This window comes from Pseudomonas sp. R3-18-08 (assembly GCF_003852065.1).
Lineage (GTDB): Bacteria > Pseudomonadota > Gammaproteobacteria > Pseudomonadales > Pseudomonadaceae > Aquipseudomonas.
In genome coordinates this window covers 4,599,395-4,625,839 of the sequence record NZ_CP027729.1, presented here as the reverse complement: position 1 = coordinate 4,625,839, position 26,445 = coordinate 4,599,395, and the positions used below count along the sequence as shown (strand labels likewise).

Below are 26,445 nucleotides of genomic sequence, written 5' to 3'. Positions count from 1 at the left end.
GATGGCAGTTGAGTGCGCAGTCGGCAGTCATGTAGCTCCCGAAGAACGATTTGATTTTTTCTGGCGCCAGCAGGGCGAATGGGTAGAAGAGCCCAATCGTCGGCGTGGCGGTGAAAGTGGCGTACAGCGGGTGGTCAGTGCCAATGGCCGTTTGCTCTACTGCAAGCGCCAGACCGGCCACATCTACCGCAGTTGGCTGCATCCGTTTGGACGTCCGACCGTGTTGCGTGAACGTGATGCCCTCAGGGGCCTGCGCTTGCTCGATGTACGGGTGCCGGAGATGGTGTTTTGCGAGGCGCGACGCGACCCCGAGCATCACTGGAAAGCCTTGCTGGTCACCGCGTCGCTGGACGGTTTCGACGAGATCGAAAACTGGTACGCCGCCGGTGGTCGTGAGCAATACGGCGAGGAGGTGCATGAACGCCTGCTCAAGGAGCTGGCCGCTACCCTGGCGCGCATGCACAAAGGGCGCTGGCAGCATGGTTGCCTGTATATCAAGCACATCTTCGTGCGGGTCACCGGCGAAGGCGATGCGGTGACCGTGGAAGTGGCGTTGCTGGACTTTGAAAAATGTCGCCAGCGTCTGACCGCTTATCGGGCCGCTTCCCATGACATGCTGCAATTGCGCCGCCATTCGTCGTGGAACGACACCGACTGGAAAAAACTCAGCTACTTTTATGAGACGGCGTTTGGCAGCGCTATCAAGGGTTTAACCAGATGAAGCTAGAAATAGCACGAGGTGTGTTCCTGGTCGGGGCGTTGGGCATTGCAGCCCTCGCCCTGGCTGCATGGGAACAGCCTCGCACACAGGTACTCAGTGCGGCGCAAGGCGGTGGGCTATGCCTGCAGCCACGTGTCGCCAAGGTCAGTGTGGCGGCCAAGCCCGATCATGAATTGCTGTTATTCATGTTCGGGATGTCTCAAGCGATGAGGCCGCAGAGTTGAAACGATTGAACCCCCCAGGAAGGGCTTCGCGATGCGAGGCCCTTTTTTTTTGGGACTCAGCGGGGGCAATCGGGTGAGCGCAAGTCACTGCAGTGAACTGAAGGCGCACTCACCGATCACGCTATTGAGGGGGCACGTTGTCAGCTTTGGTCAGCGCCGTGTACACCGTCGGCAGGACGAACAGGGTGAATAGGGTACCAATCGACATGCCGGTGGCGATCACCATGCCGATATCGAACCGACTGACCGCACCCGCACCGCTGGAAAAAATCAGCGGGACGACGCCCATCACCGTTGCCAGCGTCGTCATCAGAATCGGCCGCAGGCGGATCGCAGCCGCTTGTTCGACCGCCGCGCGCGCGCACAGGCCTTTTTCCTTGCGCAGTTGATTGGCGAACTCGACGATCAGGATGCCGTGCTTGCTGATCAAGCCGATTAACGTGACCAGCCCGATTTGCGTGTAGATATTCAGGGTCGACCAACCCAGAAACAGTGCGACCAATGCACCGCATACCGACAGCGGCACCGTCACCAGTATCACCAGGGCATCGCGCAGGCTTTCAAACTGCGCCGCCAATACCAGGCCGATGAACGCCAACGCCAGGCCAAACGTGCCCCATAGCGCATTTCCCTCCTGCACGAACTGACGTGTCGCGTTGCGGTAATCGAAGGTATAGCCCGCTGGCGCCTCCTCCTGGGCGATGGTTTGCAGGGTCTGCAGTGCGTTGCTCATACCCACAATCGGAAAGGCCGACACCGTGACTGAATTGAGCTGCTGGAACTGATTCAACTGCCGTGGCCGAACCTGTGGGCTGGAGACTGTGGTCAGCGTCGACAAGGGCAGTAATTGGCCCTTGGCGTTTTTGACTGCGTACTGGCTCAGCCAGGCGGGGTTGTCCCGATAGCTGCGCTCCACTTGAGCAATCACTTTGTAGAGATGACCGTCAATACTGAATCGGTTGATTTCCGCTTCAGCCAGCAGGGTGCTCAAGGTCAGGTCCAGATCCTCCATGGACACGCCCATCTGGGCGGCCTTGGTCCGGTCAATTTCGACCGTTACTTCAGGTCGGTCGAAGGCCAGGTCGATATCCACGTAGGCAAACTTTCCTGAGTCGATCGCGCGTTGTTTGATGCGCTCGGCCACGCCGATCATCGAGTTGTGGTCCTGCTGGGAGCTGATGACAAAGCCAAAGGGCAGCCCTTCACCTGTGCCTGGCAAGGACGGCAGGTTGAACGCGAAGACTTGCAGGCCGGGGTTGTTGTCGAGTTTTTCACGCAAGGGTGTCAGGACGCTCATCTGTGTACGTTCACGTTCCTCCCAGGGTTTGAGCAGGAAGCCGCCAACGCCTGAATGTACGCCGTCCAGGCCGTTGATCTGGAAGGATGCCTGGTATTCAGGAAAGGTTTTGAACGGTTCGATAAAGTCCCGGGTGTAGCGGTTCAGGTACGTCAGGTTGGTCGGTTGGGGCGCATTGGACAGGATAAAAATCAGGCCCTTGTCCTCGTCGGGCGCCAACTCCGAGAGGGTGAATGTGAGCATGACGGGGATCAGGCAGAGTACGAGCGCGGCGAATACCACTACCACGGACTGCGCTTGCATGATCTGGTGCAGACGGCGCTGATAGCGCGTTTTCAACGCGTTGAAGAATCGGTCCAGCACCCGCGTCAGGCCCTGTGGCTGTGTTTCAGGGCGCAGCAAAATGGCACACATCATCGGTGACAGCGTCAACGCCACGATCCCGGAAATCACCACAGCGCCGGCCAGGGTTAGGGCAAACTCTTTGAACAGCGCCCCGGTCAGGCCCTGCATGAAACCGATGGGTGTATAGACTGCGGCCAGCGTGATGGTCATCGACACCACCGGGATGCAAACCTCTCTTGCCCCCTTGATCGCGGCCTCAAGTGGGGATTTACCCTGTTCGATGTGGCGGTGAATGTTTTCCATCATCACGATGGCGTCATCGACCACCAGGCCGATCGCCAGAACCATGGCCAGCAGCGTCAGGACGTTGATGGAATAGCCCATCAGTTGCATGAGGAACAAGGTGCCAATCAGCGACAGCGGAATGGTGATGACGGGAATGATCACCGAGCGCAGGGAGCCCAGGAACAAAAACACCACCAACACTACAATCAGTACGGCTTCTACCAGGCTGGACAGCACTTGGTCGATCGAGGCATTGATGTAAAGCGTCGAATCGTAAGCGATATCCGAATGCAAGTCGGGCGGGAGCTGCGATTGCAGGTGTGGGATCAGTTCGCGGACACGCTTGCCTAACTCCAGGGGGTTGGCGTCGGGTGTGGCTTGAATACTGATATAAACCGCAGGGGTGCCATTGAAGGTGCTGAAACTGTCGTAATTTTGCGAGCCCAGCTCCACGCGTGCGACGTCTCCCAGGCGCACCTGATTGTCGCCGTCGGTTTTCACGGGAATCGCACTGAACCCCTCGGCCGATTGCAGTTCAGTGTTGGTGGTCGCACTGGTGACGACATATTCGCCGGTAAGGTCCCCCGCGACAGATTGTACGTTGTAGCGTCTGATTGCCTGGGTCACGTCAGCGGCGCTCAGACCAAACCCTGCGAGTTTTATCGGGTCGAGCCACAGGCGCATGGCGAAGCTCTGGCTGCCGATGATCTGCGCTTGCGCCATGCCCGGCAGTGTCACCAGTCGCGGCTGGACCACGCGCTGCAGGTAGTCCGTGATCTGAGCATTGTTCATGGTTTTGCTGGAAAAACTCAGGTACATCAGCGCGGTGCTGTCCACGGCAACTTTGCTCAGCACCGGATCCTCAATCCCGCTGGGCAACTGGTTCCTGACTTCATTGGACTTGGCCAGCAGCTCGGTGAACAAGCGGTCACTGTCGGCGTCCAGCCGACTATAGATAGAGATAATCGAGATATTCTGGCGACTGGAAGACGTCATATAGTCAATGCCCTGTGCGCTGGCCAGGCTTTGTTGCAAGGGTTGTGTGATGTAACTCTGGATGGTGTGCGCACTCAGACCCGGGGCGACGGTGGTGACAGTGATCAGCGCGTTCTGCATCTGCGGAAACTGGCGCAGCTGCAGTTTTTCGTAGGCCTGCCAGCCCAGCAGCACGATCAACAGACTGACCACCACGGCGAGTACCGGGCGACGGATGAACCGGTCGGTGAAGGTCATTCTGCGCCCTCCTGATGTGGCATCGGCTGCCCATCCGGCTGGCTTCGGTCAATACTGATACGCACGGGTGTGCCGTGTTTCAGTTTGAGCTGACCGGCGGTGACCACCTGTTCGCCCTTGCTCAGCCCCTTGGAAACCACCACCAGGCCATTGCGACGCTCGCCCGTTTCGATCAAGCGCTGTTCGGCGATCAGTTGCGGTGTATCGCCGGTATCGGGGGCCTGCGGCACGCCGTTGTTGCCTCGGGTTATCACGTAAACGTACTGACCATAAGGGTTGAAGGCGATCGCACTTTCCTGGATCACGGTTTGCGCAGTCGGTTCGTCCAGCAGCACCCGTAAATGGGCGAACATTCCCGGGAGCAGGTCTTCGCGTGGGTTGGGCAGCGTCGCGCGCACCAGCACATTTCGCGTGCTGTCATCGACGATCGGGTTGATGGCGCTTACCTCGGCGAGGCTGAAGGTGCCTGGGCGTGCCGAGACTTCAACCTGAACCGGCTGCCCGATCCTGATCAGTTGAACGGCTTGCTCGGGCACATAAAAGTCCACGTAAAGGTGGCGTGTGTCCTGCAGGCTGGCGATAACCTGGGTACTTTGCAGGTAATCACCCACGTTGACCTGGCGGATGCCGATGGTGCCGGTGAAAGGGGCGGTGATGTGTTTCTTTTCCAGCGCTGCGGTGCGCTGTGCAACGAGGGCTGTGTTGCGGTTGAGTTCAGCACCGAGCCGATCGAATTCGCCTTTGGAGATGGCGCTGATGTCCACCAGTTTTCGACCGCGCTCAAAGTTCTGACGGGCCAGGCGCTGGTCGGCCTTTGCCACGTCCAACTCTGCCTGTTGGGTTTGGTGCTCGAGCTGCAGCAGGGTCTGTCCAGCCTCGACCCTTTGCCCTGACTCAAAGTGCAACTGTGTGACGACACCGGGCACCTCAGTGCTCAGGTTGATACCTTGCAACGCCTTGAGCGTGCCCGCGGCAGGCATTTGGCGCTGCCAGGGGATTTCAAAGGCATTGGACGTCGCCACACTGACGGGTGGCGTTGGCCCATGCAAAAGCTGCAGTTGCTGATAAATCCAGTACGTCTTGTAGCCGGCGAGCATCAGCACGACTGACAGAACGAGGCTGAGCATGATAATCATCCGGCGGCCCGGCATGGTCATAATGGAGTCCTTGTGAAGACGTGTGCAGGGTTAACGAAGCGCGAGCACGCACGACCAGGCGGCACTGCGCTGAGCGCCGCAGTCTTCGTCAGAACAAGGAAGGGGATAAGGGGTAGCTTCGCAAGTTGTTGTGGGACAAGTCTCTCGGATGAGAAGCAATTCCACAGACTGCGTAGGCGATGTGCCAGGCGTTGGGGTTGTCGGCGGATAGGCTCCTGGGCGTCGGCGCAGGAGCCTTGAGATCGAGGCGGGTGGTTACGTCATAAGGTGCAGGTGGTTATCCCATAACCCTGCAGGCAAGGTCAGCGGCGTCGCTACCGGCTGTTTCTGACGGCAATCATATAGGCGGCAGCGCCCCTGGCCCGAGGTCACGACAAAGCCGTCCGCCACCGCGCCGACCCCGGCGCAATCGGGCAGCGGGCCGTCCAGGCGCAACTCGCCACTGTCCATGTCCCAGATAAAAAACCGATTACCACGCGGCGCCGTCAACGCCACCAGCCGCAGCTCACTGTGCACCGCGACGCTGGCGGTGTAGTGCCCCATCGCCTGCAACTGCGCATCGGCCACCGCAAAGGCCACGAATGGCTGGCCCGGACGCTTGATCGCGAGCAGCTCGGAGCGCTCCTGGGACGGCCCCATGAACTGCTGCCCGGTGAGGATGGTGCCATCGCTGGCGATTCCCATATGGCGCACGCTGTTCATCTGCTGGCCCAGGGTTTCCTTGCTGATCAGGCTGCCGTCGCGGTGCATCAACACCAGGCTCGGTTCCATGGCGTTGAGGTTCATCTCCACGCGGCTTTCGGCTTCGGTGCGAATGCCGCCGTTGGCCACCACCAGGGTTTCGCCGTCGGGCATCCAGGAGACCTGGTGCGGGCCGATGCCATGGGTGGAGATTTCTGCGCTGTGCACCAGCCGCTCGCCTTCGAACCGGTACACGCCGAGCAAGCCACGGCCGGGATCGGAGGTGTCGTTCTCGGTGGCGTACAGCCAGTCACCGCTCTTGTGGATCACCGCGTGCCCATAGAAGTGGCGATTGGGGTTCGAGGTGATGGTCTGCAGGAGTGTGCCGTCACGCAGGTCGACCAGGTAACTCTCGGTGCCCGGGCGGCGGGCGACGAACAGCGCGATCGGCAGCGTCGGGTGGTTGACGATGTCGTGGCAGCGCTGGCCGACCTGGGTGGCGAACACCTGCGTGCCGTCCAGGCGATAACCGACGGCGTAGTGCCTGCCGTCGGCGTCATCCCGCGCCGACAGCAGCAGGGGGCTCTTGTCTTTTTGCTTGAACAGCGTCCAGCCGCCCAACGTCAATGCACTGAGCAGCACGCTGCCTACCGCCAAAGCCTGTCGCCTGAGCATCATCAGTCACCGTCGTTGGCGTTGAAGCCCAGTTGGATGCCCAGCGCCTTGGCCAACTCGCCTTCATGCAGGCGATGGACCACGTTGAGGCTGTCGTAGAGATCATTGAGCTGCTGGCGCCCGGCGTCATCGTTCAACAGTTCGTTGAGGGAGCGCTGGTTGCTGGCGAACAGTTTCAATGACGCGGCATACGCGGCGTCGATCTTGTCGGCCAGGGCTTTCTGATCGGCCGGCAACAGGCCGCGCAGGCCTTTGTTGTCGACGCCTACCCATACGGTCTGGGCCGCCGCGAGGCTGGCTTCCAGGCTCTGCAGGGACGACTGGCTGCGCCATGCATCGGCCTGGAACGGTTGCGGGATGCCCTTGGTCTGGCGGCCCATCGGCGTGCCGAGTTTTTTCTTCAGGGTATCCAGGGCGGTCACTTGCACGCGCAGCAGGTCGGCAATCGCTTCGTGGGAATCGGCGTAGCGCTGGTTCGGAAACTTGCTCATCTGCGCCAGCATGCCGTCGGTGCTGTTCCAACTGGCCAGGATCTCTTCGGCCAGGGCTTTCTGGCGTTCGCCGATGGCCATCAGCAGCGGGCAGTAACGGGCTTTCTGGGCTTCGTCGGCGACGTCAGGCTTGGCGTCGTAGAGGATATATTCGTAGGCCGACAGACCTTGCACCACTACGCTGGATTTGGCGAGGGCGGCGCCGTCGATCTGTGGCTGGCTGGCGACCAGCTGTTCGACCTGGCGACCCACCAGGTTTTTCTTGTCCGGCCAGAACTGCACCTGCCAGGCGCGGTTGCCTTCAGCCAGCGGACCGATCAGCAGCGGTTGCAACTCGGCCCAGGCTTTTTGCGCGTGGAGGAAGTCGGCACGGGCGGTGTCCAGGCTTTCCTTGCCCTGGCAGTAGGCCAGAGCGCTGACGGCCAGTTGGCGGTCGGCTTCAACCCAGCGGCTGTAAGTGGGCAGGATGACTTGCTTGGCGATGGCCGCCGAGGTCACCGCTTGCGGATCCTGGGGCGAGCAGGCGCCGAGGGCAAGGGCGGCCAGGCTGGTGAACAACAACTTGGGACGGAACATGTCGAGCTCCCTTCTGTAATTGGGGCAAAGCTTATAGAGAATTCAGAAATGCCAGCAACGCGGCGCGCTGCTCGGCGTTGAACGACAACACATGCTGCTGCGCCGCTTGCGCTTGCCCGCCATGCCAGAGCACGGCTTCGAGCAGGTTGCGGGCGCGGCCGTCATGCAGGAACTGGGTGTGACCACTCACGGTTTGCGTCAGGCCGATGCCCCACAACGGCGGGGTACGCCAGTCGCGGCCCCCGGCCTGGAATTCGGTACGGTTGTCGGCAAGCCCTTCGCCCATGTCATGCAGCAGCAAGTCGCTGTAGGGGCGGATCACTTGGTTGGCCAGCTCAGGTTCGGCGGCGTTGGCGGCCGTGGTGAACGTCGGCTTATGACAGCCCTGGCAGCCGGCCTGGTAGAACAGGTTTTTACCGGCCAGCACCTGCGGCGCATCGACGTCGCGGCGCACCGGCACGGCGAGGTTGCGCGTATAGAACAGCACCAGGCGCAGGATGTTGTCGCTGACTTCCGGCTCGCCTTCGGGGCCGTTGCCGTTGGGTGCCTGTTTGCAGGCGACTTGGGCGTCGGTGCAGTCATCGAAGGGTCTCAGGGAGGTGGTGAGGCCCATATCACCAGAAAACGCGTGAACATTTTGTTGATTGAGGTTGGGTTGCCCGGCTTTCCAGCCAAATCGCCCCAGCACGGTTTTTTGCGCGGCGTCATCCCACACCCGATTCGCCCGACCGACGATGGCCCCACGGTCAGCGGTTTTCGGATCGGTGTTGCGCAGAATATCGACGTCGCTGATGGCTTCGAGCAGGCCCAGGCCGATCATCGGCGGGGCGATGCGTGCAGAGAAACGCGTGTCGGGGTGCATCGGGCCGTAGCCGAGCTGGGTGATCTGCAGGTCAGGCTTGCGCAACTCGACCACCGTGCCGTCCTTGAACTGGACGTTGACCGGTGTGTAATCGACCCGCACCTTGCCTTCCGGCGCCACGCCGGGCACGGCCATGTCTTGCAGTTGCCCGCCGTAGGCCGGCTCGGGCACTACGCCGAGCTGTTCGATGAGCTTGGCGTAAGGTGGCGCATCCGGAATCGACAGGCGGACCAGCATCGACACGGCATTGGGCGCATCGGCCAGCGGCGGGTGGCCCCGGCCGTCCTTGATATGGCAGTTCTGGCACGCGTTGGTATTGAACAGCGGGCCGAGGCCGTCACGCGCGGTGGTGGTCGAGGGCGCGATCACCCAGGGGCTGCGAAAGAAACTGTTGCCGACGCTGAAGTCCAGGCGGCGGGTGGGCGCCAGGTTGGCCGAGGGCAGGGAAAACGCGTTCTGGTCGCGCTTGTTCACCGTGGTGGCACCGCCAGCGCGCGCTTCACCCGGCTCGGCCTGGGTAAACTGCGGGGCGTCGTCGCAGGCGGTCAGGCCCAGGGCCATCAACGCTGCGCACAGGTGAAGTAGCGAACGGAACATCGAGTTTCCTGAACGAAGGCGGAAAATGTGGGGGCAAAGTCTAACAGGGCGGGGCAGTTTGAATAAGAGCAATTATCGTTTGGTGGCATCCCGATTCATTCCGCTAGAATGAGCGCACATTTTTTTCTGGAGGTGGCCAATGCAGGCTCTCGACGCTTTGCTCAACCGTGTTTCCGTGCCGCGTTTGCTGGAACCGGCACCGACCCAGGAGCAGCGCGACGTGCTGTTCGCCGCCGCCATGCGCGCGCCCGACCACGGCCAACTGCGCCCGTGGCGCTTCCTCACCGTGGAAGGTGCAGCCCGTGAGCAGATGGGTACGCTGTTGGCCGAAGCTGCGCGCCTGCAGGATGCCGACGCTCCCCAAGCCGCCATCGACAAAGCCCAGAACGGCCCGTTGCGCGCGCCGCTGGTAGTGGTGGTGATTGCCCGTCTGCAGGAGCACTTCAAGGTGCCCAAATCCGAACAACTGCTGGCAGCCGCCTGCGCGGCCCACGGCATTCTGCTGGCGGCGTATGCCCAGGGGATTGGTGCCGTGTGGCGCACGGGTGAGTTGTCCTACTCGGCCCACGTCGCCAAAGGCCTGGGGCTGGTACCCGGCGAGGAAGTGATTGGCTTCCTCTACCTGGGCACCCCCCAGAACCCGCCGCGCACCGCGCCGAAGGAAGACCTGACTCCGTTCGTCCAAGCCTGGAGCGGTCTCTAAGGTTTTTGTAGGAGCGAGCTTGCTCGCGAAGAACTCAGGGCCCACTCGTTTATCCAGAATGAACGCGTTGTCTGGGCGTTTTTCGCGAGCAAGCTCGCTCCTACAAGTATTAGGGTTGGCTCCTGATAGCGCGGGTACATACCAGGCAGCTCTTGGTGAGTCCGAGTTTCACTAGGGCTGCGCGACTGTCGCGTTCTGCCTGCCAGGAACAGCGTCAGACGTTGGCTTCAAGGCGCGAGTCAACTGATAAGCAATTGCCAGCCACACGAACCATCCCGGCATGACCATCAGGGCGATACGGGTATCAGGTCGCAACGCCAGCAGGCAGAGCACAAAGCCCAGGAACGCCAGGGAAAACCAGGCCATCGGCACCCCGCCAGGCATCTTGTAAGCCGACTTTTCATGCAGGTCAGGGCGTTTTTTGCGATAGGCAATATAAGACGCAAGGATCGTCGACCAAGTGAAAATCACCAGGATCGCCGACACGGTAGAGACGATAGTAAATGCTGTCATGACTTCCGGAACGACGAACAGCACCAATACACCCACCAGCATCAGCAACGTCGTGAACGCCAGGCTCAACAGAGGCACGCTGTTACTCGATAGCCGTCGGAATACTCGTGGTGCGTTATCTTGGTTGGCCAACCCGAACAGCATACGGCTCGATGAAAATACGCCGCTGTTTGCCGATGATGCCGCAGAAGTCAGTACCACAAAGTTGACGATACCGGCCGCTGCGGGGAACCCTGCTACAAGAAACAGTTCGACAAAGGGGCTCTTGATTGCAGACACCTGCTGCCAGGACGTCACAGTAATGATGCAGATCAGGGCCAGCACGTAGAACAAGATGATCCGCAGCGGAATCGAGTTGATTGCCTTGGGCAGGGTTTTCTCTGGAGATCGAGTTTCGGCGGCGGCTGTGCCGATCAACTCGGTGCCAGCGAAGGAGAAAATCGCCATTTGAAAGCCGGCGAAGAAGCCGAACAAGCCGTTAGGGAACGCCGCCTGTTTATCCACCAGGTGACTCAGGGACGCGGTGACGCCGCTGGGGGAAACGAAGGAGTTGGCAATCAGCACGCTGCTGACTCCGATCAGGGTCACCACCGCAATAATCTTGATGATTGCGAACCAGAACTCCACCTCACCGAACAACCTGACCGTCAACACGTTGAGCGCGAAAAGGGTCGCCAGCATCCCGACGGCGGGTATCCACGCCGGTACGTCGGGAAACCAATACTGGAAAAATCCGCCGACCACGACGGCATCGCCAATCACCGCCACGCTCCAGCTCAGCCAGTACGACCAGCCGAGGAAGAATGCCGCGCGCGGGCCGAGGTAGGCACCGGCGAAGTCGGCGAAAGTTTTAAAGTTGAGGTTGGACAGGAGCATTTCGCCCATGGCACGCATGACGAAAAACACGAACAGTCCGATGATCATGTAGATGAGGATGATCGACGTCCCGGAGAGGGCGATGATCTTCCCGGAGCCCATGAACAGGCCGGTACCGATGGCACCGCCCATGGCCATCAACTGGATGTGACGATTGCTCAGCGTGCGCTGCAGCGCGGGCTGTTCAAGCAGCCCGGAGGGATTCGATTTCATTGCAAAACCTCTTGATTTTATGTTTTTGAGTTTTGGCAGAAAGTAGGTATCGGGCGTTCTTGTTAGAAAGGCAGCGGCCAATCACAGACATGCCTGGAGGGTGAATGGCCCCCTCGCCAAGTGGCTGGGGGCGGTCATTACCGATCAGTTGACGGTGCGCAGACGCGAGGCTTTGGCCGGTTGCGGATCCAGCAGTTGAAAGAGATTTTTGATGTTGGCCGGCGTCGGTACCAGGTGGATGCGTTGACCGATTTGCTGTGCCTGAGCCAGATCATTGAGGTAGCGCAGTGACGAAAAGTCTTCCAGGGCAAAGCCCACCGAATCGAAGACAGTCACCTGCATATCGTTTTCGCGTCCGGCCACTTCGCCCTGCGCAATCCGGAAAAATTCGATCACGGGGGAATCGGCTTCCAGTTGCTGAATGTCGCCCTCAATGCGTGTTTGCGGCTCGAATTCGACGATGACCCGAGCTTTGCGCAGGATATCGGCATGCAGTTCGGTTTTACCCGGGCAGTCACCGCCGACCGCATTGATGTGCATGCCGGGCTCGATCATGTCGGGGGTCAGAATCGTTGCATAGGCTTTGTCGGCGGTGACCGTGGTGACGATATCTGCGCCTTTGACCGCTTCCTTCACGGAGCTGGCCAGAATGACTTCAATGTCCGGGAACATCGCGAGGTTGTGCTTCAACTTGAGGGACGCGTCGTGATCGATATCGAAGATGCGGATTTCGCTGATGCCCAACATTTCATGAAAAGCGAGCGCCTGAAATTCACTCTGGGCACCGTTACCGATGAGAGCCATCGAGGTCGCATTCGAGCGAGCCAGCGATTGCGCCACCAGCGCGGACGTTGCGGCGGTACGCACGGCGGTGGTCAAGGTCAGTTCGCTGAGCAGGGTGGGATAGCCACTCTGCACCTCGGCCAGAACGCCGAAGGCCATGACCGTCAGCAGGTTCTGCTGGCCGTTGTGCGGGTGGCCGTTCACGTATTTGAATGAATACTGCTGGCCATCGTCGGTGGGCATCAGTTCGATGACACCTGCTGCCGAGTGGTTGGCGGTGCGTGGCGATTTATCAAATTGCGACCAGCGTGCGTAGTCGGCGTTGATGTAGGTCGCCATGTCACGGATAGCGCGTCGGATGCCTACTTGTGTGAACAGGCGTGCAGCATCATCGACATCTATAAACAGCGTCATGTTTTTATTCTCCGTTGCAGAATTGAAGGCCGTTGAGCGAGGGATGGCTCAGTTGCGTTTGCTCTCGAATCCGTGCAGCACGTTGACGGCGTTGATGCCGATTTCATCGACCATGTAACCCCCTTCCATCACGAACAGGGTGGGGCAGCCAACGCTGGCAATAAGCTCTCCGATCCCGATGAAATCCTCGCTTTCCAGCAGGAAGTGGCTGATGGGATCGTCCTTGAATGTGTCGACTCCCAGTGAAATCACCAGCACCTCTGGCGCAAAGTGCTGGAGCTTCTTGCAGGCATGGAGCAGGGCGTTGCAGTAGCTTTCCCAGGTGGTGCCTTTGGGCAAGGGGTAGTTGTGGTTGAATCCCTCGCCGAGGCCGGTGCCGACTTCGGTGCTGAAGCCTGAGTAGTAGGGATAGGAAACGGCCGGCTCGCCATGCAGCGAGACGAACATCACGTCACTGCGGTCGTAGAAAATGTTCTGTGTACCATTGCCATGATGAAAATCGACATCCAATACCGCGACACGTTTGGCGCCTTGGGTAATGGCTTGCTGTGCGGCAATGGCCGCGTTATTGAGGTAGCAGTAGCCACCCATGTATTCGCGCGCTGCGTGATGTCCCGGCGGGCGACACAGTGCGAAAGCGCTGTCGTGGCCTTCATCGATCAGGGCAAGGCCGGTGAGGGCGATATCGGCACTGGTTTTTACGGCTTGCCAGGTGGTTGCAGTAATCGGGGAGCCGGCATCCATGGCGTAGAAACCCAGCTTGCCGTCGATGAAGGTCGGTACTTGATCATTGGCCAGGTCGCGCACGGGCCATACCAGCGGCAAAGCATCGTGAGTGCGTCCGGTTGCGCGCCATTGTGTCCACGCGCTTTCCAGAAAACTGACATAGCGCTCGCTGTGCGCGTTGACGTAGCACGATCGGTCAAATGCGCGCGGTTCGATGATCTGGCCAAGGCCGACCTGCTTGACGCGGTCATGGACGGTATCGGCTCGACTGGGCTGTTCGAACGACGGTTTGAGTACGCCGTCTTTTAATTCTGTGCCGTGGTGCAAACGGTGGGAATCACTAAAAACTGTAAACATTCTGCGCATCCGTTAGTGTGAGCCAGTGCAAATATTCTGTTCTGGCCAGGAGGCGATTTCTTTGCTTTGTTTTCGATGATTAGTAGATTTATCGGGTGTTTTTACTCAGGAATGGCGTTATGCAGAAAAAAATTTCCAAACGCATCAGCCTCGACCAAACCGACCTCGCTATCCTTGAGTTGCTGCAGGAGGATGCGAGTATTTCCAACGCCGAGCTCAGTGAGCGACTGTCTTCAAGCCTGACGCCTTGTTGGCGAAGGCGTAAGAGAATGGAGGAGGCGGGCGTCATAACGGGCTATCAAGCCAACCTTGATCGACGCATGCTGGGGTTGGATATCATGGCGTTTGTGCATATCCGTTTTTCGACCCACGCCGACCATGCGCCCGACGCCTTTGAGGCAGTGATTGCGCAATTGCCGCAGGTGTTGGCTTGTCACAAGATCACTGGCGATGCCGATTATGTGTTGCAGGTGTTGGCGAAGGATCTTGATAGCTACAGCGACTTCGTCGAGCAGGTGCTCAGGCGTCAGGTGGGGATTGCGTCCATCCAGTCCAGCCTGGCTTTGCGTGAAGTCAAGTCCAGTAGCCGCATTGCGATACCAACACTGGGAAAGGATTGAGCGAGGGCCAGCCCCCTCCCACAGTGAGGTGTGGTGTTATTTAGACCTTGAACTGATCCATCAACTTCATTTGCTGGCTGGCCAAAGCATTGAGCTGGCTGCTGATGGCTGCCGATTCGGTGGCTTGGCCGGTGAGGGTTTCGGTGACGGTTCGGATCGCGGAGACGTTGCGATTGACCTCTTCAGCCACCGCGCTTTGCTGTTCGGCGGCGCTGGCAATCTGCAGGTTCATGTCGCTGATCACCGTCACGGCGTCGCTGATCTTGCCCAGGGCCTGCACGGCTTGGTGGATCTGCCCGGCATTGCTTTGGGCCTGGTGCTGGCTCGAATGCATGGTCGCCACCACGCCACGGGTGCCGCTCTGGATGCGTTCGATCACCAGGCGAATTTCCTCTACCGAATCCTGGGTGCGTTTGGCCAGGTTACGCACCTCGTCGGCCACCACCGCGAAACCGCGCCCGCTTTCCCCGGCGCGCGCCGCTTCGATCGCTGCGTTCAACGCCAGCAGGTTGGTCTGTTCGGCGATGCTGCGGATTACTTCCAGGACTGAACCGATCTGTTCGCTGTTGACGGCCAACGCCTCGACTTCGCCGACGGCCTTGCTGACTTCTTCGGCAAGCTTGGTGATATCACGGGTGCTTTGTTCGATGATCGACATGCCTTCGCGGGCCGACTGATCCGCACCGCGTGCCGCGCTGGCGGCATTGGAGGCGCTGTTGGCGACGTCATGGGCGGTGGCGCTCATCTCATTGGACGCGGTGGCCACCTGGTCGATTTCGCGAAATTGCACCTGCATGCCTTCGCTGGTCTGGCGCGCAATGGCCGAGGACTGGTCGGCAGTGCCGCGCGCTTCGGTGATGCTTTGTTTGATCTGCGCGATGGTTGGTTGCAGCTTGTCGAGGAAGCGGTTGAACCAGTTCACCAGCTCGCCCAGTTCGTCTTTTTTGCTGTAGGCCAGGCGCTGGGTGAGGTCGCCGTCGCCGCTGGCGATGTCTTTGAGCATGGCCGCCACGCTGTTGATCGGGCGGGTCACGCCGGTGGCGGTCAGCCAGATCAGCAGCAGGCCTACCAGGGCGGCGGCAGCCGCTACCAGCAAGGCCTTGAGGGTGCCTGTGGCCTGTGCGTCATCAAGCACACCTTGCAGCTTCACGTTATCGGCCAGCATCACCGCTTTGGGCAGTTTGATCACCACGCCCCAGGATTTGGCGTCGGGTATCGGCTTGACGGGGTACACGGCGCGAATGGTCTCGTCCTGCTCGCGGATCATGGGGCGGTCGTTGGCGAGCAGCTGCACGATCTCTTTGCCTTCGGCGCCGAGCGTGTCGATCAGGTTCTTGCCCACTCTGGCCGGTTCACCGCTGTAGGCCGCAATCAGGCCGGTGCTGGACAGCACCTCCAAGTGCGCCGCGCCGTTGAACAGGTCTTTCTGCGCCGCATCGGTGACGGCTTGCAGGGCATTGAGGGCGATATCGACACCGACGACGCCGATAACCTTGCCATCCACGATCAAGGGCAGGGAGATGGTGGTCATCAGCACGGGTTTGCCGGCCACCGTGTCTTCGTACGGGTCCAGCAGGCACGTGGTACGAGTGTCCCGTGGGCAGGTGTACCAAATGTTGTAGGGCGTGCCGCTGAGGTTGAGGCTGGTTTTCGTCAGGTCATCTTCAACCATGATGGTGTTCAGACTGTCGCCGCCGGCCCGGCTCCAGTAGCTGGAGAAGCGGCCTTTTTCGTTGGAGACGCGTGCTTTGTCGTCGATGAACTCGCTGTCCTTGCCATCCAGTCCGTTGGGTTCGAACGACAGCCAGATGCCCAGCACCTTGGTGTTACGCTCAAAAGCGGTTTTTACGCTCTGGTTGATGTCTTCGCGCAGGGCACCCGCGTCCAGCGAGCGCTTGGCGCCCAGGGTGCGCAGGCCTTTGATCTGATCAGCAAGGGCGGTGACCACCAGCAGGTTTTCATTGAAGGTTTTCTGCAACTGCACCGACTGTTCGGCCGCCTTGGCTTGCAGCAGCTGTTCCACACTGGCAGTCAGCATTTGTGAGCTTGAGTCACTGACCAACTGATCGTTCTGGTTGGTGGTGTAGATATTGATGCCGACCACCAGCGCGATCACCCCTAACAGGCAGAGGCCGGACAGCAGCACGATTTTCAAGCGGATAGAGAGGGTGTCGAACATAGGTTCACTCACGAATGGACTTGTTGAAATGCGCAGAGCCAAGTCCATTCGGCGCCATGTCTGAAACATCGGCGTAACAAATCAATTCATGAGTGACAGGCGATGAGCGGTAGGAAAGTCCCTACACGCAGTGTTACACGGGCCGTGCAAGCCGTTCGGGGCGCGACCAGATCCACAGGTTGCCCAGGCTCATGCCGGCGATTGCCAGGTAGATCGGCCAGCCATGATCGAGCATCACCAGCATCAGGGCGGCGCACAGCAACATGCTGACGGTGGCGCTGACTTTGGCCCGGCGCGCGATGATCTTGCCATTGCGCCAGTTGAACAGGATCGGCCCGAACAGGCGGTGGTTTTCCAGCCAGGCGCTGAGGCGTGGTGAGCTTTTGGTCGCAGCCCAGGCGGCGAGCAGGATGAATTCAGTGGTGGGCAAACCCGGTATGACAATCGCCACCAAGCCGATCCCCAGGCTGACGTAGGCCAGCAGGCCGTAAAGGATCTGCGCGATTTTCGAGGTGGATTGGGTTTTGCCGGTCATGGTGTGTGCAATAAGGAGGTAACAAAAATCAGCTTGAAATAGGGTCAAACTGTGGGAGGGGGCTTGCCCCCGATGGCGGTGGGTCAGTTATGGATTCATTGGCTGATACACCGCTATCGGGAGCAAGCCCCCTCCCACAGTTGATTGCATTTCAATTCAGGATCAAGTCGCAATCAGGCCAGTTCAGGGGCGCTAGCGTACGCCTGTTCCAGCAAGACGGTGAAGCGCACAAACGCATCGATCGCGCCTTTATCCATGGCGGCTTCTTCCGCGGCGCTCAATTGCATTGCATCGAGGGTGCGGGTGAAGCTCTTCCAGCCTTCGGCACGGCCGCCCGCCGGCTCGCCCAGGTGACGCGCGCCGAAGGTTTCGCTCAGGCCCAGGCCCACGGCCCGTTTGATCAGGAAGGCAGCGCCCAGTTTGGAGCCTTCGGAGACGAACAGCCAGCCCAGGGCTTCGGCCACACCCGGGTTGTTCACCGCCCCGGCAACCGGGGCCGGCACCTCGGTATCGAGGTCGCCCAGGTCGAGTCTGGCGGCGTCTGCGCGGCAGCGTTCGGCCAGGTTGGGGATGATCCGGTTCAGTTCGGCATCGTTGTACAGCGCCACCAACTCCGATTGGAACAGGTATTGCGCCACCACGAAGCGGGCGAAGTTGGCCTGGGTTGCAAACGGGGCGTGGGCCTTTACCAACGCGTCGAGCCTGGTGTGTGGCGCGTGGGTGATGTGGTTCAGGCGCTGGGAGCGCAGGCTTGGACGTTCTGCGGTAGGAGAAGCGGTCATGAAAAAGTCCTTGAGAGGGGGAGCGCCTTTCTGGCTCTGAAGAGAGCGGTTATCAACTAGACGAACAGGAAGACGCGGCACAGTAAAAATTCCGCACCTCGCCGCTCGATCATCGCGGCGAGATGCAGCGGGTGGCGTCAGATGTCCCAGATCACATTGATCGCGAAGTTGCGACCCGGTTGGGTCAGGCGATCAAGGTTGGCCGGGCCGGTCACCGCGGCTTCGCCGACGCTGTCGTAGCTGCGCACGTCGTCCCAGTTCCAGTACTTCTTGTCGGTGAGGTTGTAGACGCCGCCGTTGATGGTCACGTCGTGGGAGACCTTGTAATAAGCGCTCAGGTCGAGAATGCCGAACCCCGGCGTCTTGAACGGGCCGCTGGTATCGCCGTCCGGGGCGTGGAAGGTGCTGCTGTCGACGCGATTCTGTTTTTTCACCAGGGTCCAGCTCAGCAGGCCGCCGTAGCTGTCCTGGTCGTAGCCCAGGCCGAAGACGCCCTTGAGCGGGTTGACGCTGTTGAGCGGCTGGCCGTTGTCGTCGTTGCGGCCATGGGCGTAGGACACCGCTCCCTGGGTGTACAGGCCCTGCGGCGCACCGAAGGCATCCAGGTTCAGGCGGCCCTTGGCTTCGGCGCCCTTGATGGTGGCGCGTTTGATATTCACCGCTTGGAACTGCTCGACGGTGCCGCCGACCACCGCGTTGTCTTCGTCGATGAAGTCGCGGTATTTGTTATAGAACACCGCGATTTCAAACGAGCCCTCGTCGAACTTGCCGCGCAGTCCGGTTTCGATGCCCTTGCTGGTTTCCGGCTTGAGGTCGGGGTTGGGCTCCACGGTGTAGCCCAGGTTGAGGTTTTCGAAGCGGCCGTACAGCGCCTTGGCCGACGGTGTGCGGAAACCTTCGGCGTATTGGCCGAACCAGGTGTATTGATCGGTCAGGGCGTAGGTCAGGCCGAACTTGGGCGTGACGCGGTGCCAGGTTTTGTCCTTGCCGTCGACCGCATATTCACCGGTGGGGTTTACGGTGCTGAGGAATTCCTCGGTCAGCTTGGGCTTGAGCCGGGTGTAGTCGTAGCGTACGGCGGGCAGGAAGGTCCATTTATTCCAGCTGATCTGGTCTTGGGCGAACAGCGAATAAGTGTTGATGGTCGGGTCGGGGAAATCACTGGATTTCTTCACGCTGTCGCCAGCCGACGGGCTGGGCGCGCCGATGGCGGTGCAGCCGCTGCCGACCGCCAGGCAAGTGGCGCTGCCTTCACGCGAACCGGTGACTTTCTGCTGCTTGAGGGTGGTGCCGTAGGTCACCTGGTGCTCGGTGTCGCCAAGGCTGAAGGCCTTGTCCAGCTGTGCATCGAAGACCCACTGCTTTTCTTCGTACAGGGTTTCGCGGGTGCGCAGTACACGACGGCCCGACTGATAGATTTCAGCGGTGGTCTGGTCGGTCTTGGCGATCTGGTAGTTGAGGCTGGTCTTGATGCGGTCGGCCATCGGCGAGTCGAGGGCGAAGCTGTTTTCCAGGCCGAAACGTTCACGGGTAATGGTGTCGTTGCCGCGACGGTCACGGTAAAGGTTGAAGCCGCGCCCACCAATGAACGGGCCGCCCACCGCATTCTTCAGGTTGATGTCGCGATCATCCTTGTACTTCTCGTACGTCAGGCCCAGGCGGTTATCGTCGCCATAATTCCAACCCAGTTTGGCCAGCACGTTGGTGGTGCGTGCGTCCTCCGGGTTGGCGCCGGTACGGGCCAGGCCGGTGGCGTTGTTGCCATCATAGGACTCGGTTTCGTGGCCGTTGCGCTGGCTCAGGTGCAGCAAACCGTCGACGTCCTGCACACGGCCGGCGACGGTGGCGGAGGTCAGCCAGCTTTCGTCGGCGGAGCTGTAGCCGGTCTTCAGGCGGGCGCCGACGTCCTGGCCGGGCTGGATGATGTCATCCGGGTCGAGGGTGAAATAGCTCACCGCGCCGCCAATGGCGCTGCTGCCGTACAGGGCCGAGGCCGGCCCGCGCAGGATCTCTACGCGCTTGACGATTTCCGGGTCAACGTAGTTGCGCCGGGTCTTGGCGTAGGGGCCATTGAAAAAGTTGTCGGGCACTTCCACGCCGTCGACCTGGGTCAGAATGCGGTCGCCGTCGATACCGCGAATGTTATAGCCAGCATTGCCCGAGCGCGTGCCGGCGCCGCCCACCGACACGCCAGGTTCGTAGCGCACCAGCTCACGGGTGGTGTTGACGTTCTGGCGGTCCAGTTCCTGGCGGTCGTGCACGCTGACCATGCTCGGTACGCTGTTCACATCCTGCTCGGTACGGGTGGCGCTGATGGTCACCTGCTGCAGGTTGAGGGCGCCGCCGGCGGCACGTTTCTCCAGGACGATGTTGTTGTTGCCCAGCTTGCGATAGCTCAGGTTGGTCCCCACCAACATCCGCTCCAGCGCTTTCTCCGGCGACAACGCACCGCGCACCCCAGGAGACGACACACCCTGGCCCAACTCAGCCGGCAGCCCGACTTGCCAGCCGGTCACGCCGGTGAAAGCGTTCAGCGCCGACACCAGGGGCTGCTGTTCGATGCTGAAAGTGTAGGTGCCTTGGCTGCGCGGTGCGGGTTCGGCGGCAGTGGCGGCCATTGCCGGCACGCCGGCCATCAGTATGGCGGCGGTCAGCAGAGACAGGACGGGCGAACAAGACCGGCGGTTGAAACGAGAGGACATCGAGAGCGCTCCGGAGATACGAAACTTATAGTTGCGAACTGAACCAAATAGGAATCAGTTGCATTGGCTATAACGAGACGTATCGCCGGTCAGCATCGAGTAAAAATAATTCTCATTTAGTTCAAGATCACCAGCGCCGGGTATTCCGACAGCTTGGCCGAGGTGATGTGGGCCAGGGAACGCACCACGTCCAGCGGTTGGTCGAGCCGATAGTTACCGGTGACGGCGACACTGGCGAGCCTGTCGTTGGTGTTGACGATCCAGCCCGGATAATAGCGACGCAGCTCCGCCAGCACTTCGCCCATCGGGCAGTTTTCGAACACCAGTCGGCCCTGGACCCAGGCCAGGTCCTTGCCGGCGTCCAGCTTGGCCGGCTGACCAAAGCCCTTGGGGCCGATGCGGATGCTTTCACCGGCACTCAGGCGCACCCGGGCGTCGTCGACGGTGTTGCTCAGGTCGACATCGCCGCGCTGCACTTGCACCTGGGCTTCGCCGTCGAGATAGCGCACGGCGAACGCGGTGTCGCGCACGCTGGCGCGCACCGGGCCGGCGTCAATTTCCAGCGGCAGGCCACGGCTGGGGGCGATGTCGAAAAACGCTTCGCCCTGGTAGAGGCGGGCGATGCGCTGGTGGTCCTTGATGCGGCTGGAAAACGCCGAATTGGTGTTCAGCAGTACGTTGGCGCCCTCGTCCAGTTGCAGGCGCTGGCGTTCACCGACCACGGTGAGGTGGTCGGCCTGCAGGCGTACCGGCAGGTTGCTGAAGCTGAACAGGCCAAGCAGCAGCACGGCGGCGGTGGCCAGGGGTTTCCAATGCGGTTTGATCCGGCGCCAGGCGCTTGGTTTGCGTGGCGCGGCCAGGGCCACGGCGGCGCTGTGTACGGGCGCGCCACCCCAGGCGGCCTGGGCTTTGCTGAAGGCGTGGGCGTGCGCCGGGTCCTCGGCGAGCCACGCGTGGAACGCGGCTTGCTGGCCGGGTTGCGCGCACTGCAAGGCGATCAGCCAGTCGAGGGCTTGGTCCATGGCCGTGTCTTGCAGCACCTCGTGAGCCAGCTCGTGGGGGCGCAGTTTATTCGGGTCCGTCACGGTGTTCCTCGGGTCTTCGCCACGTTCTATTCATTTTTCCTACAGCCTGGATCGACACTTCTGTCGGCGTGAAGCTTAAGGCTGATCCAGCCGTTCGGCCACACCTACACAGATGGCCATGATCAACTTCAGTTCCTTTTGTACGGTGCTCAAGGACACCTGCAGCTGATCGGCGATTTCCTGGTAGCTGCAACCGTGCAGGCGGCTGAGGATGAAGATCCGCTGCTGGCGAGCACTCAACTGGCCCAGGCTGACGCTCAGGTGCTCGAGCAATTGCTCGGCCTGGGTCGCGTCTTCGGGTGTGCTGATCGGGGCGGCAACGCTTTGCAGGATATCCAGCGGGACATCTTCCTGCAGGGTGCGGGCCTGGATCCTGCGCGAACGCAAATGATCCAGCGCCAGGTTGCGCGCGGTCTGGTAGACGAAGGGTTCAAGGTGGTCGATCGGCCGCTCACTCAGGGCCCGGGTCACGCGCAGGTAGGTTTCCTGCAACAGGTCCTCGGCGGTGCTGTGGTTATTCACCATGCGTTGCAGCGTGCGCAGCAGAATCACCCGTTGGGTGAGAAAGACGTGGTTGAAGCGAGATTGGCTCACAGTGATACCAGACCGATTGGCAGTTAATGATAATGCTTATCATCAACTCAAATGGCAAGTGGCTATTTCAGCAGCCTTGCATCGCTCAAATGTGGGAGGGGGCTTGCTCCCGATAGCGGTATATCAGTCATGAACAGGCTGACTGACACACCGCCATCGGGAGCAAGCCCCCTCCCACACAAGCCGCATTCCAAAGGGAATTATTCGGCGTTACACAGCGCCAGGCAGTTATCCAGCATCCGGTTCGAGAAGCCCCACTCGTTGTCATACCAGGCCAGCACTTTAAGCAACTTGCCGCTCACCTTGGTGTGGTTGGCATCGAAGATCGAAGACAGCGGGTTATGGTTGAAATCACTGGAGACCAGCGGCAGGGTGTTGTAGCCGAGGATTTTCGAGTGCTGGCTGGCGTGTTTCAACAGCGCGTTGACTTCATCGGCCGTGGCTTCTTTTTTCAGCTGCACGGTAAGGTCCACCAGCGACACGTTGATCACCGGCACGCGCACCGCCATGCCGGTCAGCTTGCCCGCCAGTTCCGGCAATACCAGGCCGACGGCTTCAGCGGCGCCGGTCTTGCTCGGGATCATGTTCTGGGTGGCCGAACGCGCGCGGTACGGGTCGGTGTGGTAGACGTCGGTGAGGTTCTGGTCGTTGGTATAGGCGTGAATCGTGGTCATCAGGCCGCTTTCGATGCCCAGTTCGCGGTGCAGCACTTGGGCCACCGGCGCCAGGCAGTTGGTGGTGCACGACGCGTTGGAGATGATCTGGTGCGATTGACGCAAAATGTCATGGTTTACACCGTAGACCACGGTCGCATCCGCGCCCTTGGCCGGGGCAGAGATGATCACCTTGCGCGCACCGGCGCTAATATGGGCGGCGGCCTTGTCACGATCGGTGAACAGGCCGGTGCATTCGAACACCACGTCGATCTTGTGCGCGGCCCACGGCAGGTCGGCCGGGTTGCGAATGGCACTCACGGCGATCCGGTCGCCATTGACGGTCAGGCTTTCCTGATCGTGGGCGACCTCTGCTTCGAATGTGCCATGCACGGTGTCATATTTGAGCAGGTGGGCATTGATCGAGCTGTCGCCCAGATCATTGATGGCGACGATCTGCAAATCCTGGCGATAGCCTTGGGTATACAGTGCGCGCAGAACATTACGGCCGATACGGCCAAAACCGTTGATTGCGATACGTAGAGTCATTGGAAAGTGCCTATCGTCGATTTGTTGTAAGAATTACAAGATTATTCGCATAAAAATAGAAAACAAGCCTTTTTAGTGGCAATATTTTGTTCAATCTACAACGAGTGACCTGAATCAACTGGTCCGATGATCCAAACGACTGCCTGCCATCCATGCGCTGCGGGCGTTTGATCAGCATAGACACTCAGGTCGCCACATCCGTTAGCCTGGAGTTCTATACATGCATCCCCGCGTCCTTGAGGTCACCGAACGGCTTATCGCCCGCAGCCGCGCCACCCGCGAGGCTTACCTTGCGCTCATTCGCGGCGCAGCCAGCGACGGTCCGATGCGCGGCAAGCTGCAGTGCGCCAACTTCGCCCACGGCGTGGCCGGTTGCGGCACCGAAGACAAAAACAGCCTGCGCATGATGAATGCCGCCAACGTGGCAATTGTTTCTTCGTATAACGACATGCTCTCGGCGCATCAGCCGTACGAACATTTCCCTGAACAAATCAAGAAAGCCCTGCGCGAAGTCGGCTCGGTCGGCCAGTTCGCCGGCGGCACGCCCGCCATGTGCGACGGCGTGACCCAGGGCGAGCCGGGTATGGAGCTGAGCCTGCTCAGCCGTGAAGTGATCGCCATGTCCACGGCGGTCGCGCTGTCCCATAACATGTTCGACGCAGCGTTGATGCTGGGCATCTGCGACAAGATCGTCCCCGGCCTGATGATGGGCGCGCTGCGCTACGGCCACCTGCCGATGATCTTCGTGCCCGGCGGGCCGATGCCGTCGGGCATCTCCAACAAGCAGAAAGCCGATGTGCGCCAGCGCTACGCCGAAGGCAAGGCCACCCGCGAAGAGCTGCTGGAATCGGAAATGAAGTCCTACCACAGCCCCGGCACCTGCACCTTTTATGGCACCGCCAACACCAACCAACTGTTGATGGAAGTGATGGGCCTGCACCTGCCGGGCGCCTCGTTCGTCAACCCGTATACGCCGCTGCGCGATGCGCTCACCCGCGAGGCCGCGCACCAGGTCACACGCCTGACCAAGGCCAACGGCAACTTCACGCCGATCGGCGAGATCGTCGACGAGAAGTCACTCGTCAACTCCATCGTCGCCCTCAACGCCACGGGCGGGTCCACCAACCACACCCTGCACATGCCGGCCATCGCCATGTCGGCGGGCATCATCCTGACCTGGCAGGACATGGCCGACCTCTCCGAAGTGGTGCCGACCCTGTCGCACGTGTACCCGAACGGCAAGGCTGACATCAACCACTTCCAGGCAGCGGGCGGCATGTCGTTCCTGATCCGCGAACTGCTCGAGGCCGGCCTGCTGCACGAAGACGTCAACACCGTGGCGGGCAAGGGCTTGAGCCGTTACACCCAGGAACCGTTCCTGGTTGACGGCGAACTGATCTGGCGCGACGGCCCCATCGAAAGCCTCGATGAAACCATCCTGCGCCCCGTGGCCCGTGCGTTTTCGCCGGAAGGCGGCCTGCGGGTGATGGAAGGCAACCTCGGCCGTGGCGTGATGAAAGTCTCGGCAGTAGCGCCCGAGCACCAAGTGGTCGAAGCGCCGGCGGTGGTGTTCCAGGATCAACAGGACCTGGCCGATGCCTTCAAGGCAGGCCAGCTGGAAAAAGACTTTGTCGCGGTGATGCGCTTCCAGGGCCCGCGCTCCAACGGCATGCCCGAATTGCACAAAATGACGCCGTTCCTTGGGGTGTTGCAGGACCGTGGGTTCAAAGTCGCCCTGGTGACAGACGGGCGTATGTCCGGCGCCTCGGGTAAGATTCCCGCCGCGATCCACGTCAACCCCGAAGCCCAGAGCGGCGGGCCGCTGGCGCGGGTCCAGGATGGCGATATCATTCGCGTCGATGGCGTTACCGGCACCCTTGAGCTTAAGGTGGACGCCGAAGAATTTGCCGCGCGCACGCCGGCCACGGGCCTGTTGGGCAATAACGTGGGCGCCGGTCGCGAGTTGTTTGCATTCATGCGCTTGGCCGCAAGCTCCGCAGAGCAAGGCGCCAGCGCCTTTACCTGTGCCTTGGAGACGCTTAAGTGAAGTTAGCGCTGGTCGGTGACATCGGGGGTACCAACGCCCGTTTTGCGTTGTGGCGGGATCAGGCACTGCATTCGATCCGCGTGCAGGCCACGGTGGATCACGCCAGCCCTGAGGAGGCCATCAAGGTCTATCTCAGGGAGGTAGGCCTGGTGCTGGGTGACATTGGCGCGGTATGCCTGTCGGTGGCCGGCCCGGTGAGCGGCGATGAATTCAAGTTCACCAACAATCACTGGCGCTTGAGCAAGACGGCTTTCTGCCAGGCGTTGCAGGTAGACGAATTGCTGCTGGTCAATGACTTCTCGGCCATGGCCCTGGGCATGACCCGCTTGCAGCCCGATGAATTTCGCGTGGTGTGCGAAGGTACCCCGGAGCCGTTGCGCCCGGCTGTGGTGATCGGCCCGGGCACCGGCCTGGGCGTCGGTACCTTGCTGGACCTCGGCGCAGGCCGTTGGGCGGCGTTGCCGGGGGAGGGCGGCCATGTCGACCTGCCCCTGAGCAGCCCGCGTGAAACCCAGTTGTGGCAACACATCTACAGCGAGATCGGCCACGTCAGCGCTGAAACCGCGTTGAGCGGTGGTGGTTTGCCGCGCCTGTACCGGGCGATTTGTGCGGTGGACGGGCACACCCCGGTGCTGCACACGCCCGAGGCCATCACGGCGGCGGGCCTGGCGGGCGACCCAGTGGCGCTGGAAGTGCTCGACCAGTTCTGCATCTGGCTGGGCCGAGTGGCCGGCAACAATGTGCTGACCACGGGCGGGCGGGGCGGTGTGTATATCGTGGGCGGGGTGATACCGAGGTTTGCCGACTTCTTTATCCGCAGCGGTTTCGCCAGGAGCTTTGCCGACAAAGGCTGCATGAGTGATTACTTCAAAGGCATCCCGGTGTGGCTGGTGACCGCGCCGTATTCCGGGTTGACCGGTGCGGGTGTGGCGCTTGAGCAGGCATTTGCTTAGGCTGTGACGGCCTCATA

20 protein-coding genes and 2 pseudogenes are annotated in these 26,445 nt (G+C 60.7%); 6 read left to right on the top strand and 16 right to left on the bottom strand.

What is annotated here, in order from left to right; translation table 11 throughout:
- Position 1 precedes the first annotated feature (1 nt).
- Positions 2–721 carry a lipopolysaccharide kinase InaA family protein gene (locus C4J92_RS21225; protein WP_124405177.1) on the top strand — a complete coding sequence of 240 codons (720 nt, stop codon included), beginning with the start codon at positions 2–4 and terminating at the stop codon, positions 719–721.
- The gene (locus tag C4J92_RS21220; RefSeq protein WP_124364233.1) at positions 718–945 is read left to right on the top strand and encodes a hypothetical protein; all 228 of its coding nucleotides are present in this window, start codon (positions 718–720) and stop codon (positions 943–945) included. The genes C4J92_RS21225 and C4J92_RS21220 overlap by 4 nt, the downstream gene beginning before the upstream one ends.
- A 121-nt stretch (positions 946–1,066) precedes the next feature.
- Here the strand turns inward: C4J92_RS21220 and C4J92_RS21215 are convergent, their stop codons facing one another.
- From C4J92_RS21215 to C4J92_RS21195, 5 genes are all read right to left on the bottom strand, one after another.
- Positions 1,067–4,105 (bottom strand): multidrug efflux RND transporter permease subunit, encoded by a 3,039-nt coding sequence (locus tag C4J92_RS21215; RefSeq protein WP_124405176.1) that lies wholly within the window; start codon positions 4,103–4,105, stop codon positions 1,067–1,069.
- Positions 4,102–5,256 (bottom strand): efflux RND transporter periplasmic adaptor subunit, encoded by a 1,155-nt coding sequence (locus C4J92_RS21210; protein ID WP_124405843.1) that lies wholly within the window; start codon positions 5,254–5,256, stop codon positions 4,102–4,104. Before C4J92_RS21210 ends, C4J92_RS21215 begins: the two co-directional genes overlap by 4 nt.
- A 261-nt stretch (positions 5,257–5,517) precedes the next feature.
- Entirely contained in the window at positions 5,518–6,618 is a 1,101-nt protein-coding gene (locus C4J92_RS21205; RefSeq protein ID WP_124405842.1) for a DUF1513 domain-containing protein, read from the bottom strand.
- 2 nt (positions 6,619–6,620) lie between these two features.
- Complete coding sequence (locus tag C4J92_RS21200; RefSeq protein WP_124364232.1) at positions 6,621–7,685, bottom strand: imelysin family protein; 1,065 nt, start codon at positions 7,683–7,685, stop codon at positions 6,621–6,623.
- A gap of 31 nt (positions 7,686–7,716) precedes the next feature.
- Positions 7,717–9,144: a di-heme oxidoredictase family protein gene (locus C4J92_RS21195; RefSeq protein WP_124405175.1), complete on the bottom strand. Its 1,428-nt coding sequence runs from the start codon at positions 9,142–9,144 to the stop codon at positions 7,717–7,719.
- A gap of 139 nt (positions 9,145–9,283) precedes the next feature.
- Between C4J92_RS21195 and C4J92_RS21190 the strand changes: the two genes are divergently transcribed.
- Entirely contained in the window at positions 9,284–9,847 is a 564-nt protein-coding gene (locus C4J92_RS21190; RefSeq protein WP_124405174.1) for an NAD(P)H nitroreductase, read from the top strand.
- A gap of 171 nt (positions 9,848–10,018) precedes the next feature.
- Here C4J92_RS21190 and C4J92_RS21185 read toward each other — a convergent pair whose 3' ends face one another.
- The 3 genes from C4J92_RS21185 to C4J92_RS21175 form a co-directional block, all read right to left on the bottom strand.
- Complete coding sequence (locus C4J92_RS21185) at positions 10,019–11,449, bottom strand: amino acid permease (protein WP_124405841.1); 1,431 nt, start codon at positions 11,447–11,449, stop codon at positions 10,019–10,021.
- Positions 11,450–11,593: 144 nt separating this feature from the next.
- Entirely contained in the window at positions 11,594–12,646 is a 1,053-nt protein-coding gene (locus C4J92_RS21180; protein WP_124405173.1) for an ornithine cyclodeaminase, read from the bottom strand.
- Positions 12,647–12,694: 48 nt separating this feature from the next.
- A complete protein-coding gene (locus C4J92_RS21175) occupies positions 12,695–13,729 on the bottom strand; it encodes a histone deacetylase family protein (RefSeq protein WP_124405172.1) in 1,035 nt (344 codons plus the stop codon).
- A 119-nt stretch (positions 13,730–13,848) separates the two neighbouring features.
- Here C4J92_RS21175 and C4J92_RS21170 point away from each other — a divergent pair, with 119 nt between their 5' ends.
- Positions 13,849–14,349, top strand: a complete 501-nt coding sequence (locus C4J92_RS21170; protein WP_124405171.1) for an Lrp/AsnC family transcriptional regulator — start codon at positions 13,849–13,851, stop codon at positions 14,347–14,349.
- Between the two features lie 40 nt (positions 14,350–14,389).
- Here the strand turns inward: C4J92_RS21170 and C4J92_RS27570 are convergent.
- The 8 genes and pseudogenes from C4J92_RS27570 to gap form a co-directional block, all read right to left on the bottom strand.
- Positions 14,390–14,932: pseudogene (locus tag C4J92_RS27570) on the bottom strand (methyl-accepting chemotaxis protein); the annotation flags it as partial.
- A 363-nt stretch (positions 14,933–15,295) separates the two neighbouring features.
- Positions 15,296–16,387, bottom strand: a pseudogene (locus C4J92_RS27565) (cache domain-containing protein); the annotation flags it as partial.
- 274 nt (positions 16,388–16,661) lie between these two features.
- Positions 16,662–17,063 carry a YbaN family protein gene (locus C4J92_RS21160; protein ID WP_124405170.1) on the bottom strand — a complete coding sequence of 134 codons (402 nt, stop codon included), beginning with the start codon at positions 17,061–17,063 and terminating at the stop codon, positions 16,662–16,664.
- Between the two features lie 173 nt (positions 17,064–17,236).
- Positions 17,237–17,845, bottom strand: coding sequence for a biliverdin-producing heme oxygenase (locus C4J92_RS21155; RefSeq protein ID WP_124405169.1), 609 nt, complete (start codon positions 17,843–17,845; stop codon positions 17,237–17,239).
- Positions 17,846–17,982: 137 nt separating this feature from the next.
- On the bottom strand, positions 17,983–20,547 hold the full coding sequence (locus C4J92_RS21150) for a TonB-dependent receptor (RefSeq protein WP_124405168.1): 2,565 nt from the start codon (positions 20,545–20,547) through the stop codon (positions 17,983–17,985).
- Positions 20,548–20,663: 116 nt separating this feature from the next.
- Positions 20,664–21,632 carry a FecR domain-containing protein gene (locus tag C4J92_RS21145; RefSeq protein ID WP_124405167.1) on the bottom strand — a complete coding sequence of 323 codons (969 nt, stop codon included), beginning with the start codon at positions 21,630–21,632 and terminating at the stop codon, positions 20,664–20,666.
- Between the two features lie 75 nt (positions 21,633–21,707).
- Entirely contained in the window at positions 21,708–22,226 is a 519-nt protein-coding gene (locus tag C4J92_RS21140; protein ID WP_124368204.1) for an RNA polymerase sigma factor, read from the bottom strand.
- A 200-nt stretch (positions 22,227–22,426) separates the two neighbouring features.
- Entirely contained in the window at positions 22,427–23,428 is a 1,002-nt protein-coding gene (gap, locus tag C4J92_RS21135) for a type I glyceraldehyde-3-phosphate dehydrogenase (protein ID WP_124364224.1), read from the bottom strand.
- A gap of 220 nt (positions 23,429–23,648) precedes the next feature.
- On the opposite strand from gap, the gene edd reads away from it, so the two are divergent.
- A complete protein-coding gene (edd, locus tag C4J92_RS21130; protein WP_124364223.1) occupies positions 23,649–25,475 on the top strand; it encodes a phosphogluconate dehydratase in 1,827 nt (608 codons plus the stop codon).
- Entirely contained in the window at positions 25,472–26,428 is a 957-nt protein-coding gene (locus C4J92_RS21125) for a glucokinase (RefSeq protein WP_124405166.1), read from the top strand. Before edd ends, C4J92_RS21125 begins: the two co-directional genes overlap by 4 nt.
- The last annotated feature ends 17 nt before the right edge of the window (positions 26,429–26,445 follow it).